The sequence below is a fragment of the Bradyrhizobium sp. AUGA SZCCT0283 genome (assembly GCF_018130385.1).
Lineage (GTDB): Bacteria > Pseudomonadota > Alphaproteobacteria > Rhizobiales > Xanthobacteraceae > Bradyrhizobium.
On record NZ_JAFCLU010000017.1, the window covers coordinates 125,460 to 137,131 of the forward strand.

At 61.5% G+C, this 11,672-nt stretch carries 11 protein-coding genes; 7 read left to right on the forward strand and 4 right to left on the reverse strand.

All coding sequences use genetic code 11. From position 1 onward, the window contains the following. Positions 1 to 252 precede the first annotated feature (252 nt). The 6 genes from JQ624_RS23045 (at position 253) to JQ624_RS23070 (ending at position 7,078) form a co-directional block, all read left to right on the forward strand. Positions 253 to 1,128: a branched-chain amino acid ABC transporter permease gene (locus JQ624_RS23045; RefSeq protein WP_212421191.1), complete on the forward strand. Its 876-nt coding sequence runs from the start codon at positions 253 to 255 to the stop codon at positions 1,126 to 1,128. Further along, positions 1,128 to 2,279, forward strand: coding sequence for a branched-chain amino acid ABC transporter permease (locus tag JQ624_RS23050; RefSeq protein ID WP_212421192.1), 1,152 nt, complete (start codon positions 1,128 to 1,130; stop codon positions 2,277 to 2,279). Before JQ624_RS23045 ends, JQ624_RS23050 begins: the two co-directional genes overlap by 1 nt. After that, entirely contained in the window at positions 2,276 to 3,034 is a 759-nt protein-coding gene (locus tag JQ624_RS23055) for an ABC transporter ATP-binding protein (protein WP_212421193.1), read from the forward strand. Before JQ624_RS23050 ends, JQ624_RS23055 begins: the two co-directional genes overlap by 4 nt. A gap of 10 nt (positions 3,035 to 3,044) precedes the next feature. Then, entirely contained in the window at positions 3,045 to 3,824 is a 780-nt protein-coding gene (locus JQ624_RS23060) for an ABC transporter ATP-binding protein (protein ID WP_212421194.1), read from the forward strand. Between the two features lie 121 nt (positions 3,825 to 3,945). Continuing rightward, a complete protein-coding gene (locus tag JQ624_RS23065) occupies positions 3,946 to 5,784 on the forward strand; it encodes a long-chain fatty acid--CoA ligase (protein WP_212421195.1) in 1,839 nt (612 codons plus the stop codon). 94 nt (positions 5,785 to 5,878) lie between these two features. After that, a complete protein-coding gene (locus JQ624_RS23070) occupies positions 5,879 to 7,078 on the forward strand; it encodes an ABC transporter substrate-binding protein (RefSeq protein WP_212421196.1) in 1,200 nt (399 codons plus the stop codon). Between the two features lie 212 nt (positions 7,079 to 7,290). Here the strand turns inward: JQ624_RS23070 and JQ624_RS23075 are convergent, their stop codons facing one another. The 4 genes from JQ624_RS23075 to JQ624_RS23090 form a co-directional block, all read right to left on the reverse strand. Next, positions 7,291 to 8,211, reverse strand: coding sequence for an ABC transporter substrate-binding protein (locus JQ624_RS23075; protein ID WP_212421197.1), 921 nt, complete (start codon positions 8,209 to 8,211; stop codon positions 7,291 to 7,293). Then, the gene (locus tag JQ624_RS23080) at positions 8,208 to 8,561 is read right to left on the reverse strand and encodes a cytochrome c (protein WP_212421198.1); all 354 of its coding nucleotides are present in this window, start codon (positions 8,559 to 8,561) and stop codon (positions 8,208 to 8,210) included. The genes JQ624_RS23075 and JQ624_RS23080 overlap by 4 nt, the downstream gene beginning before the upstream one ends. A 13-nt stretch (positions 8,562 to 8,574) precedes the next feature. Next, the gene (locus JQ624_RS23085) at positions 8,575 to 10,239 is read right to left on the reverse strand and encodes a methanol/ethanol family PQQ-dependent dehydrogenase (RefSeq protein WP_212421199.1); all 1,665 of its coding nucleotides are present in this window, start codon (positions 10,237 to 10,239) and stop codon (positions 8,575 to 8,577) included. A 268-nt stretch (positions 10,240 to 10,507) separates the two neighbouring features. Continuing rightward, on the reverse strand, positions 10,508 to 11,308 hold the full coding sequence (locus JQ624_RS23090) for a transglutaminase-like cysteine peptidase (RefSeq protein ID WP_212421200.1): 801 nt from the start codon (positions 11,306 to 11,308) through the stop codon (positions 10,508 to 10,510). Between the two features lie 73 nt (positions 11,309 to 11,381). On the opposite strand from JQ624_RS23090, the gene JQ624_RS23095 reads away from it, so the two are divergent. Continuing rightward, positions 11,382 to 11,525 (forward strand): hypothetical protein, encoded by a 144-nt coding sequence (locus JQ624_RS23095; RefSeq protein ID WP_212421201.1) that lies wholly within the window; start codon positions 11,382 to 11,384, stop codon positions 11,523 to 11,525. Positions 11,526 to 11,672: the final 147 nt, after the last annotated feature.

Below are 11,672 nucleotides of genomic sequence, written 5' to 3' on the forward strand. Positions count from 1 at the left end.
GGACCGAAGAACTTTCGGCGCGGTGAATCCAGCGGCCCAAATCGTGCCGAACCCCGCAACTTCCCGGGCTGCGGCATTTCTGCGCAATTCTTAACAACTCCGCGGCCAGCGCTTTGTTGACAGCGGTCGACGCTTTGGGCTCAATGCAGCGGGACATATGCGGCTACAGGCATCGTGGATGCTCGATAGCGTGTAGACACAAGATGCGGAAAAGGCGGTCGACAGAATCGCCTGGCATCGGGGAGGGAAATGATGCTGGACTTCGTTCAGCAGCTGGTGAGTGGCATCGCGCTCGGCTGCGTTTACGGCTTGATCGCACTCGGCTTTGTGCTCGTTTACAAGGCAACCGAGGTCGTCAATTTCGCCCAGGGCGATTTGATGATGCTGGGCGGGTTCTTCGCCTTCACCTTCATCGGCATGCTCGGTCTCAATTACTGGCTCGGATTCGCCGGCGCGGTCATCGCCATGGCGGCGTTCGGAATGCTGGCCGAGCGCGTCGTGGTGCGTCCGATCCTCGGCTATCCGCAGTTTTCCATCATCATGGCGACGATCGGGCTTGGATACTTCCTGCGCTCCGTGGTCGGCATGATCTGGGGCACCGACGATTTCAAGATCGAGACGCCGTTCAGCGACGGCGTGTTGCGGATCGGCTCGCTGGTCTTGGCCTATGACAAGCTCTCGGTGATCGCGGCAACCGTCATCCTCTGCGCGCTGCTGTACCTGTTCTTCAACCGCACCACGCTCGGCACCGCGATGCGCGCCAGTTCGGAGAACATGCTGGCTGCCTACTACATGGGCATTCCGGTCAAGCGCGTGGTGTCGATCGTGTGGGCGATCTCTGCGGCGGTCGCGACGGCTGCCGGCGTGCTGCTGGCGCCAATCACCTTCATTCATTCCAATGTCGGTCTCGTGCTGGGCCTGAAGGCGTTTCCCGCCGCGGTGCTCGGCGGCTTCGGCTCCATCCCGGGCGCCGTGGTGGGCGGCGTGCTGATCGGCGTGATCGAGAGCATGGCCGGCTTCTACCTGCCGCAGGGCTGGAAGGACGTCGCGCCCTACATCGTTCTTCTGGTGGTGCTGTTGCTCAAGCCCGAAGGCCTGTTCGGTGTTCATACGCGGAAGAAAGTCTAATGCGGTTCCTCTTCAAGACGGATTACGAAGACGACATCAGACTGTTTCCGCACAGCGGCTACATCGTTTCCTACGGTATCCTGCTGGCGTTTCTTGTGATCGCGCCGTTCGTGCTGTCGAGCTATCTGGTCAGCCAGCTGGTGTTCGTCTGCATCTACGCCACGGTGGGCGTAGGCTTGATGATCCTCACCGGCTTCACCGGGCAGGCTTCGCTCGGCCACGCCGCCTTTCTGGCGATCGGCGCCTATACGGCGGCCTATCTGCAGCAATACAACGTTCCGTTCCCGGTCTACTTCCTGGCCGGCGGCCTGTTGACCGGCGTGGTCGGTGCACTGGTCGGATTCCCGGCGCTGCGGCTGACGGGCATCTATCTCGTCATTGCGACGATTTCCTTTGCTTTCATCGTCGAGGAAGTGCTGGCTCGCTGGGAAAGCGTGACCCACGGCAACGAGGGCATGCGCATCAAAACCTTGAGCCTGTTCGGGCAGGCGGTGCCGCAGAATGGGCCGACCTTCTATTTCCTTTGTCTCGGCGTATTGATCCTCACCATCGTCGGCACGCTCAACCTGCTGCGCTCGCCGACGGGCCGCGCCTTCGTCGCGATCCGCGACAGCGAAACGGCGGCGCGCAGCATGGGCGTCAACGTCTCGCTCTACAAGGTGAAGTCGTTTGCGATCAGCGCGGCGATTACCGGATTGGCCGGTGTGCTGTTCGCGCACAAGCTCTCCTTCATCAGCCCGGAAATGTTCACGCTGCAGCTCTCGATCGAGTTCATCATCGTGATCCTGATCGGCGGCACCTTCAGCCTGCACGGCGCGGTGCTCGGCGCGATCTTCCTGGTCATGATCGATCCGTTCCTGACCTATCTGAAGGACGACCTGCCGGGCATCATCTCAGGGCTGGCCGCGACGTTCGGAGCCGATAGCGTGACGGCAGGGAAAGTCTACAGCAATGTCGCCGCCATTGCCTCCGCCAACGGCCTCAAGGGCGCGATCTACGGGGTGATCATCGTGCTGTTCGTGCTGTTCGAGCCGCTCGGTCTGTACGGGCGCTGGCTGAAGATAAAACTCTTCTTCCAGCTGTTCCCGCTCTACAAGCGCGCCACCTTCAAGCGTCAGAAAATCTACGTGAAGTCGGAGCGGAACCGATGAGCTACTTCCGTGCGGAAAACCTGTCTTTGCACTTCGGCGGCCTGAAGGCGGTCGATTCCGTCAGCTTCGCCGTGGAGAAGGGCGAGATCCTCTCGATCATCGGCCCCAACGGCGCCGGCAAGAGTTCGATCTTCAACCTGATCTCGCGGATCTATCCGCCCACTTCGGGCAGGATCTTTTTCGAAGACCAGGACATTACCGAGCAGCCGGCCTACGACATTGCCGGCCTCGGCATTGCCCGCACCTTCCAGAACATCGAATTGTTCGAGAATGCGACCATGCTGAGCAATCTCCTGGTCGGCCGTCACCGGCACTCCGCCACGCAGCTCTGGCAGGAATTGTTGTTCCTGCCGAGCGTGCGCGCCGGCGAAAAGGTCCATCGCCGCCGCGTCGAGCAGGTGATCGAATTCCTCGATCTCGAAGCCTATCGCGACAAGCTGATCTCGGGGCTGCCCTACGGCGTCCGCAAGGTGATTGAGCTGGCGCGTGCGCTGTGCTCGGAGCCCAAACTGATCCTGCTGGACGAGCCGTCATCCGGGCTGAACGTCGAGGAGACCGACGACATGTCGTTCTGGATCCGCGACATGAAGACCGAGCTCGGCATCACCGTGCTGATGGTCGAACACGACATGACGCTGGTCAATCGCGTCTCCGACCGCGTGATTGCGCTCAATTACGGCCGCGTGCTCGCGATGGGCTCGCCGTCCGAGGTGCAGCGCCATCCCGACGTCGTCGCCGCCTATCTCGGCGCATGAGGATGATGCCATGAGCGCTTCCGACATCATCCTCAAGCTCAGCAATATCGAGAGCTATTACGGGCCGATCATGGCCATCAGGGGCATCAGCCTCGAAGTGCCGCGCGGCCGTATCGTCACGTTGCTCGGCGCCAACGGCGCCGGCAAGACCACGGTGCTCAAGACCATCTCCGGCATTCTCGATCCCCAGAAGGGCTCGATCGAATTTCTGGGCAAGCCGATCCAGCGCATGGAGGCCGACAAGATCGTGCGGCTGGGCTTAAGCCACGTGCCGGAGGGGCGTGAGGTCTTCCCGTTCCTGTCGGTGCGCGAAAACCTGATGATGGGGGCCTATCCGCGCAAGGACCGCGACGGTGTCGCGGAGGATCTCGAGCGCGTCTACGGCTATTTCCCGCGGCTGAAGGAGCGTATCAACCAGCCGGCCGGGCAGCTTTCCGGCGGTGAGCAGCAGATGCTGGCGATCGGGCGGGCGCTGATGAACCGGCCGACCCTGCTACTTTTGGATGAGCCGTCGCTCGGGCTGTCGCCGATCCTGGTGAAGGAGATCTTTACCATCATCAAGCGCGTCAACGAGGAGCAGGGCATGTCCATCCTCCTGGTCGAGCAGAACGCCAAGGTGGCGCTGGAGACGGCGCATTACGGCTATGTTCTGGAAATCGGCCGGGTCGTGATGAACGACACCTGCGAGCGGCTGATGAATTCAAAGGACATCCAGGAATTCTATCTCGGCGCCAAGGAAGAAGGCGCCCGCGGCGAACGGCGCTGGAAAAAGAAGAAGACCTGGCGCTAGACGGGAAAGTTAAGACCTTGGCGTTCCGAACGAATTCGAGCTAAATTCGAGCCCTGCTTCGAAACCAGGACCGGCTCTCAAGACCGGTGGCCGAGGCAGGCGACAGAGGGAGGAAGAGAGCATGGCCAGACCGGCAGTGCTGACGGTCGCCGACACGATCGCGAAGAGTTTCCTGAAGTCCGTGGAAACCCGCGGCGACCGACCGGCGATCCGCGAAAAGAAATTCGGCATCTGGCAGCCGACCAGTTGGCGCGAGTGGCTGCAGATATCCAAGGACATTGCCTACGCCCTGCATGCGACGGGTTTCCGGCCCGGCGACGTTGCCTCCATCATCGCCAACGCGGTTCCGGAATGGGTGTTCGCGGACATGGGCATCCTGTGCGCCGGCGGCGTCTCTTCCGGAATCTATCCGACCGATTCGTCGGTGCAGGTCGAATACCTGATCAACGATTCCTCGACCAAGGTGATCTTCGCCGAGGACGAGGAGCAGCTCGACAAGATCCTGTCGTGCCGTTCGCGGTGTCCCACGCTGCAGAAGATCGTCGTGTTCGACATGGAGGGCCTGAGCGGCTTTATCGACCCGATGGTGCTGTCGCTGGCCGAGTTCATGGCGCTGGGGCGTAACCACGAGCAGGATAATCAGGCGCTGTGGGACGAGATGATCGGAAGCCGCTCAGCCTCCGATCTCGCCATCCTCGTCTATACCTCCGGCACCACGGGCCCGCCCAAGGGCGCCATGCATTCCAATCGCAGCGTGACGCATCAGATGCGCCACGCCAACGACCTGTTTCCGTCGAGCGACAACGAAGAACGGCTGGTGTTTCTGCCGCTCTGCCACGTCGCCGAGCGGGTCGGCGGCTATTACATCTCGCTGGCGCTGGGATCGGTGATGAATTTCGCCGAGAGCCCGGAAACCGTGCCGGACAATTTGCGTGAGGTGCAGCCGACCGCCTTCCTTGCGGTGCCCAGGGTCTGGGAAAAGTTCTATTCCGGAATCACGATCGCGTTGAAGGATGCGACCGCGTTCCAGAACTGGATGTACCGCAACGCGCTCGCGATCGGCAATCGCGTGACCGAATACAAGCTGCAGGGCGATACACCGCCATTGTCGCTGCGGCTCGCCAACAGCGCCGCCTACTATCTGGTGTTCCGCAACATCCGCCGCATGCTCGGTCTCGACCGTTGCCGGTTGGCGTTTACCGGCGCGGCCCCGATCGCGCCCGATCTGATCCGCTGGTATCTCGCGCTCGGCATCGACATGCGCGAGGTCTACGGCCAGACGGAAAATTGCGGTGTCGCCACCGTGATGCCGCCCGACCGCATCAAGCTCGGCTCGGTCGGCAAGGCCGCGCCCTGGGGCGAGGTCGCGATTTCACCGCAGGGCGAGATCCTGATCCGCGGCGATTTCCTGTTCATGGGCTACCTGAACCAGCCGGAAAAGACCGCGGAAACCATCGACGCCAAGGGATGGCTGCACACCGGCGATGTCGGCTCGATCGACAATGAAGGCTTCGTCAAGATCACCGACCGGATGAAGGACATCATCATCACCTCCGGCGGCAAGAACATCACGCCGTCGGAAATCGAGAACCAGTTGAAGTTCTCGCCCTATGTCTCCGACGCGGTGGTGATCGGCGACAAGCGGCCGTATCTGACGTGCCTGCTCATGATCGATCAGGAGAATGTCGAAAAGTTCGCGCAGGATCACGACATTCCCTTCACCAACTACGCCAGCCTGTGCCGCGCGCCCGAGATCCAGGACTTGATCCAGCGCGAGATCGAGGCGGTCAACGTCAACTTCGCGCGCGTCGAAACCATCAAGAAGTTCTACCTGATCGAACGTCAGCTCACGCCCGAGGACGAGGAACTGACGCCGACCATGAAGCTGAAGCGCAGTTTCGTGAACAAGCGTTATGCCGCCGAAATCAACGCCATGTATGGCGAGCGGGCGGTGGCGTGAGTCGTCAGGCACAAGCGGAGTTTTCTGGAAACGGCGAAGGACTGAGAAGGCCCCACCCTTCGCTCAACACGGGCCAAACGAAGAGGAGACTGCAATGTCGAAATCGTTCAAGGCGCTGGGCCTTGCGGTGAGCGCCCTTGCGCTGACCCAACTGCCGGCCGCAGCCCAGACCAAGGTTACCGATCAAGGCATCTCGGCGAGCGAGATCGTCGTCGGCACCCATCAGGACCTGTCCGGCCCGATCAAGGTCTGGGGCGTTCCGGTTTCCAACGGCATGAAGATGGCGGCCGAGGAAATCAATGCCGCCGGCGGCATCCACGGCCGCAAGATCAAGCTGATCCTGGAGGACAGCGGCTACGATCCGAAGCGCGCCGTGCTGGCGTCGCAGAAGATGGTCGAACGCGACAAGGTCTTCGCCATGGTCGGTCCGATGGGCTCGCCCACCGTGCTCGCCGCGCAGGACATCCTGTTCGATGCCGGCGTCTTGCAGCTCTTCCCGCTGACCGCCGCCGAATTCACCTTCAAGTTCGATCCGGCCAAGCCGCAGGAGCGGCTGAAGTTCAACAATTTGCTGCCTTACGTCGAGAGCACGCGTGCGGCCGTCAAATACATGATCGAGGGGAAGAACTTCAAGAAGCCCTGCATCCTGCATCAGGACGACGAGTACGGAAAGAACGTGCTTGACGGCTTCACGCAGCAGGTCAGCGCGATGAAGCTGACGCCTGCGTCGGTCACGAGCTACAAGCGCGGCGCCTCCGACTTCAGCGCGCAGATCGCCAAGATGAAGTCCGACGGCTGCGACATGGTCGTGCTCGGCACGGTCATTCGCGAAACGATCGGCGCGATGGGCGAGGCCAAGAAGCTCGGCTGGGACGTTACCTTCCTCGGCGCCACGCCGACCAACGTGCTCGAAGTGCCGGCACTCGGCAAGGACGCGGTCGAAGGCCTCTACGCGGCCTCGGGTTTCGAAATCCCGTACGAAGACACCGCAAAGGGCAAGGTCAAGGACTGGCTCGCCAACTACAAGAAGATGTTCGGCACCGACGCCAACACGCAGGCGATCATCGGCTACAATGCCATGATGACCTTCGCGTTCTACGCCAACAAGGCGGGCAAGGACCTGACCGGCCAGAAGATGATGGACGCGCTGGAATCCGGCGACAAGTTCCTCGACATCTTCAACTCGCCGCCGACCAAGTTCTCCAAGACCGACCATCTCGCCAACACGATCACCCAGGTTCAGCAGATCAAGAACGGCCGCTGGGTGCTGGTCAAGGACGGCCTGATGTTCTGAGCGGGCTGCTCGCCCCTAACGGCAAAGGCTGACAATAGGGGCTGCGCGATCGTCTCGCGCAGCCCTTTTGTTTGTGCCTTTAGCTCGGGCGGCAAACACCGTCATTGCGAGGAGCGAAGCGACGAAGCAATCCATTCTTTCTTGCCGTAAGATGGATTGCTTCGCTTCGCTCGCAATGACGTAGAACCAGCACGATCCACACACTCTCGTCGTTATTTCTGAAGTACCTTCAGCAACTCGTCGCCGAGGATCGCTGGTTCTACGGGCGGCAGATAGGTGAGGCCGGCCGCGCGCGCGAGATCGGCTATGGTTCCTGCCGCCTGCAAATCGGAGAGCGCCCTGTTGACAGCGACGATGAGAGCCGGATCGCTGGCGAGGCCGACATAGCCCCGATTGACGCCTATCGGATAAAAGTATCCGGATGCGGCGAGGTTGGTATTTGGATGGGCGGCACGATAGGCATCGAAGCGGCGGAGGTCGAGCAATGTGGCGTCGAAGTCCCCGCGATTGAGCGCGCCGAGCAAGTCTTCCCGCCCCGGAACCAGATGCGAGATGCTGTCGATCAACCGTCCCTTTTCGAAAGTCATCAGGATCGCGTCGGCAAGCGTGCCGCTTTCGATCGCGATGCGCAGCCCGGCGAGATCGCCGACGCCGGAGATCTTGCGGCCGCGCGCCTTCTCACCGAGCACGACGGTCAGCGGCGCGTAAATATAGGGCTGGCTCGGTGCCAGCACGCCGAGCGGCACGCGGCGGCGGCGGTCGTCGCGGGTGGCGCCCTCGAAATCCGGCAGCTTCGCCGTCTTGACGCCAGGTACCACGAGCGAGTCCTTGGTGAAGACATAGCTGCCGACCAGCGCGCAGCGGCCGTCGGAGAGCAAGGCATTGGCTTCGAGGGCCGGGCTCGAGCTTTCGTCGAGCTTGCTTTCAAACCATTGGATCTTCAGCGGCCGGCCGAGGCGATCGGCAACAGCATGCGCAAGCGCGACATCAAACCCGCTGTCGGGCTTTCCACGCTGATGCATTGAGAGGGGAGGCAGGTTCTCGTCGAGACAGACTTTCAGCGGATCCTCAGCCGCACGCGCTGCCGTCACCGCCGCCAGTAGCGCGGCAACGACTGCGAGCCGGCGCTTCATTGCTTCCTCCGGCTCGATACAAAGGTCCAGATCTCGGTGATCTCCTGGTCGCTCAAGATGTCCTTCCACGGCGGCATGTTGTTCTTGCCCTGCTTCACCGTGGTGACAAATCGCGCGTTGTCGTCCGGGAATGCGCGCAAGTCGGGTGCGACCGTGCCCGCAGTGACCATGTTCGGGCCATGGCAGTGCGAGCATTTCTGCGCATAAGCGGTCCTGCCGGGACCGATCAGCGCCTGGTCGCTGACGGCGGCCTGTTGCTGTGCGGTGGCCGGCGTCGTCATCCACGCGATGGCCGCCGCCGCAACGGCGGCGAGAGACGCCGCCGTCCGCTTCGATACCTTGTTAGTCATCAGCGTTCCGCGATCAATTCTTTACCGCGAACACCCACAGCGAACCGCCGGTAGGCACATTCGCAAGCCGCTCGTCGCCGGAGAAGATCGAGTAGACGCCGCCATAGCCGCTGGTGACGGCGATATACTGGACGCCGTCCTGCTGCCAGGTCACCGGTTGTCCCTCGATGCCCGAGCCGGTCTGGAAACTCCACAGCTTCTTGCCGTCGTTGGCGTCAAAGGCGTCAAACTCGCCGGTCAATTGGCCGGAGAACACGACCCCGCCGGCCGTCGACAGCACGCCCGAGAAGCGCGGTATATCGCTTGGCACTTCCCACTTTGCCTTGCCGGTCATGGGATCGATGGCCTTGAGATGACCGCGCGGTCCGTCAGGCCACTCCCACGGGTCGGTCAGATCCATGCCGAGATATAATTCGCCTTGCTTGTACACCGCCGGCTCGGACTTGTAGCGTCCGCCGATGTTGAGTGTGTTGGCGTAGGCCAGGCCGGTCTGAGGATTGTACGACATTGGCTCCCAATTCTTGCCGCCGAGAATCGACGGCCAGACGATCACCTTCTTGCCGTCGCGCGCATCCTTGCTGATGTCGGTTTCGATCGGACGGCCGGTCTTCATGTCGATGCCGCTCGCCCAGTTGACCTTCACGTAAGGATTGGTCGCGATCAGCTTCCCGTTGGTGCGGTCGAGCACATAGAAGAAGCCGTTGCGGTTGGCGTCCATCAAGACCTTGGTCGGCTTGCCCTCGATCGTCATGTCGGCCAGCACCATCTCGGCAACCGCGTCATAGTCGAATGGATTGTTCGGCGAGAACTGGTAGTGCCACTTGATCTTACCGGTCTTCGGCTCGAGTGCCAGGACCGCGCAGGTGTAGAGATTGTCGCCGGGACGCACCGCCGCATTGAACGGGCCGGGGTTGCCGACGCCCCAATAGACCGTGTTCAGCTCCGCGTCATAGGAGCCTGTGATCCAGGTTGATCCACCACCGAGCTTCCAAGTGTCGCCCTTCCAGGTGTCGCCACCGGGCTCATCTGGTGACGGAATCGTATGGGTGCGCCACAGGCGCTTGCCAGTCTGCGGATCCCAGCCATCGATGAAGCCGCGCGTGCCGTACTCGGCGCCTGAGATGCCTGTGATGACGACGCCGTCGGCGACCAGTGGCGCGACCGTCATCGAATAGCCTTCCTTGATGTCGGCCGCCTTCTGGCGCCACAGCTCCTTGCCGGTCTTGGCATCGAGCGCGATCACATGGGCGTCGAGCGTGGTGCGGAACACCTTTCCATCAAACAGCGCCGCGCCTCGGTTGATGATGCCGCAACAAGTAATGCGCGGCGTCTCGGCGGGATATTCGACCTTGGTCTTCCAGATTTGTTTGCCGGTCTTTGCGTCAACCGCCATCGTGGCGTTGTGGCTGGTGACATAGATGACGCCTTGGTATACCAGCGGCTGCGACTGCGCGCTTCGGTCATCTGCGAAGCTGTAGTTCCACACCGGTACGAGGTTCTTGACGTTATCCTTGTTGATTTGCGTCAGCGGACTGAACCGCTGCAGATTATAGCCCATACCATAATTGAGAACGTTCGCTGTATCGGACGCTCCCTTGACCAATTGCTCGGTCGTCTGAGCGCTTGCACCGAGCGGCGCAAGAACGACAAGGCTTGCGGCAAACGCAATGCTCTTCATGCGGTCCCTCCCTCCCTATGAACTTTTCCTGTGCGCCTATTTTCTGGCACTGCGCACCAACAATCTTCCTGAAACGGGAAAGCGTCAATACGAAAGTCGAAGATGACGCGCGAGCTTCGCTGCGAAGAGAAAGCAAGAAACTTGTCTCGTCATGTTTTCGGAATGCGATCAGCATTACGGCTGCAGCGCACCATGACCATGAGGCAGGGAAGATCGGGCAAGGAAAGCAGATTGTTGTCGGCTGCCGCCGCGCAACATTTGCGTGCCGTCAGTCGGCGCGCTCGAATGGTCGGGCCGCGGAGCCGGCCAGAGAACTCACGACGAGCGAAGCTGCAGAATGATTACCCGAGGCGTCGGCGAGCAGGGGTGCATCGGCGTACCGCATCACGCCGTGCGGGCCGATCACGAATGTCGGCCGGAAATTTCTGACGTCGGTATCCTCGACCATCGCCATGCGGCGGTTGTCGAGCGTCAGCCAGCGGCCGTCCAGCCGCGCGGCAGCCACCGCATGGTCCTCGCCATGGATGGTATCGCGCAGGACCACGATCCTGAGATCGTCGGGCGCGAGACCGGCGCGGCGCAAGGCGACGAATTTTGCAATCGCATAATCCTCGCAGTCACCGCCGCCATGCGCGAGCGTTGCTAGCGGCGGCGTCCAGACGTCGATCTGGCCGTGTTGGGCGAGGTCGCTGATCGGCCGGATGGCAAGATTGATGGCGCGGTTGATTTCGCCGAGCCGGGCGCGGCCTTCGCGCAACCGGGCGGCGCCGACGATGTCGAGGAATTTCAGCGCGGCCGGAGACACGCAGCCGTCACGGTCGCCTTCGCAGAGCGCAAGCTGCACCATTTCGTCATCGAGCCGGCGTTGCACGTCGAGCCATTTGTCGCGCAGCCCGCCGCTCGGGAGGGAAGACGCAGCGAGCCCGAACGGCTCGACCGATCGCTGGATCAACTCTGCCGGTGCTGACGGCTCCAGAGTCTCGGCCCGCAGGCCCGCTGGTCCGAACCAGGCCAGGCCGCACGCGACGATGCCCGCACGCCATGCGCGCGAGTAGACTGACAACCCCATCTGACGCCCCTTGTCCGGACATCGGCGGGCGTGTTCTGCCTGCGCGTGACCGGATCATTTTGCAGGAGGCAGGATGGGCGGGGGTGCTTTTGATCCGCTTAATGCCGGCGATCGCGGGGCTGAAAGCGCGCAACAGCCCAAAATAACCACCGCCGATTTAGGGAGAATTTTATCGGTCGGCTTAAGCGCGATTGCGGTGCTTGGCGGCTGGAAATAGCCTTAACTAGATCTTATGGTTGATTTTCCGTTGATGTGGCTTTTTTGCTGAGAATCGCGTGATCTTGTTAGCTGGTTCACAGTTTGAACTTCTAAAATGATGTCATATTCCCCGTGGAACCGCGGAGAAGCAGTGTGAAAGTATATT

Bases quoted from the DNA above. Each gene is read 5' to 3' on its own strand.
- JQ624_RS23045 (WP_212421191.1), top strand. From the start codon at position 253: ATGCTGGACTTCGTTCAGCAGCTGGTGAGTGGCATCGCGCTCGGCTGC.
- JQ624_RS23050 (WP_212421192.1), top strand. From the start codon at position 1,128: ATGCGGTTCCTCTTCAAGACGGATTACGAAGACGACATCAGACTGTTT.
- JQ624_RS23055 (WP_212421193.1), top strand. From the start codon at position 2,276: ATGAGCTACTTCCGTGCGGAAAACCTGTCTTTGCACTTCGGCGGCCTG.
- JQ624_RS23060 (WP_212421194.1), top strand. From the start codon at position 3,045: ATGAGCGCTTCCGACATCATCCTCAAGCTCAGCAATATCGAGAGCTAT.
- JQ624_RS23065 (WP_212421195.1), top strand. From the start codon at position 3,946: ATGGCCAGACCGGCAGTGCTGACGGTCGCCGACACGATCGCGAAGAGT.
- JQ624_RS23070 (WP_212421196.1), top strand. From the start codon at position 5,879: ATGTCGAAATCGTTCAAGGCGCTGGGCCTTGCGGTGAGCGCCCTTGCG.
- JQ624_RS23075 (WP_212421197.1), bottom strand. From the start codon at position 8,211: ATGAAGCGCCGGCTCGCAGTCGTTGCCGCGCTACTGGCGGCGGTGACG.
- JQ624_RS23080 (WP_212421198.1), bottom strand. From the start codon at position 8,561: ATGACTAACAAGGTATCGAAGCGGACGGCGGCGTCTCTCGCCGCCGTT.
- JQ624_RS23085 (WP_212421199.1), bottom strand. From the start codon at position 10,239: ATGAAGAGCATTGCGTTTGCCGCAAGCCTTGTCGTTCTTGCGCCGCTC.
- JQ624_RS23090 (WP_212421200.1), bottom strand. From the start codon at position 11,308: ATGGGGTTGTCAGTCTACTCGCGCGCATGGCGTGCGGGCATCGTCGCG.
- JQ624_RS23095 (WP_212421201.1), top strand. From the start codon at position 11,382: ATGGGCGGGGGTGCTTTTGATCCGCTTAATGCCGGCGATCGCGGGGCT.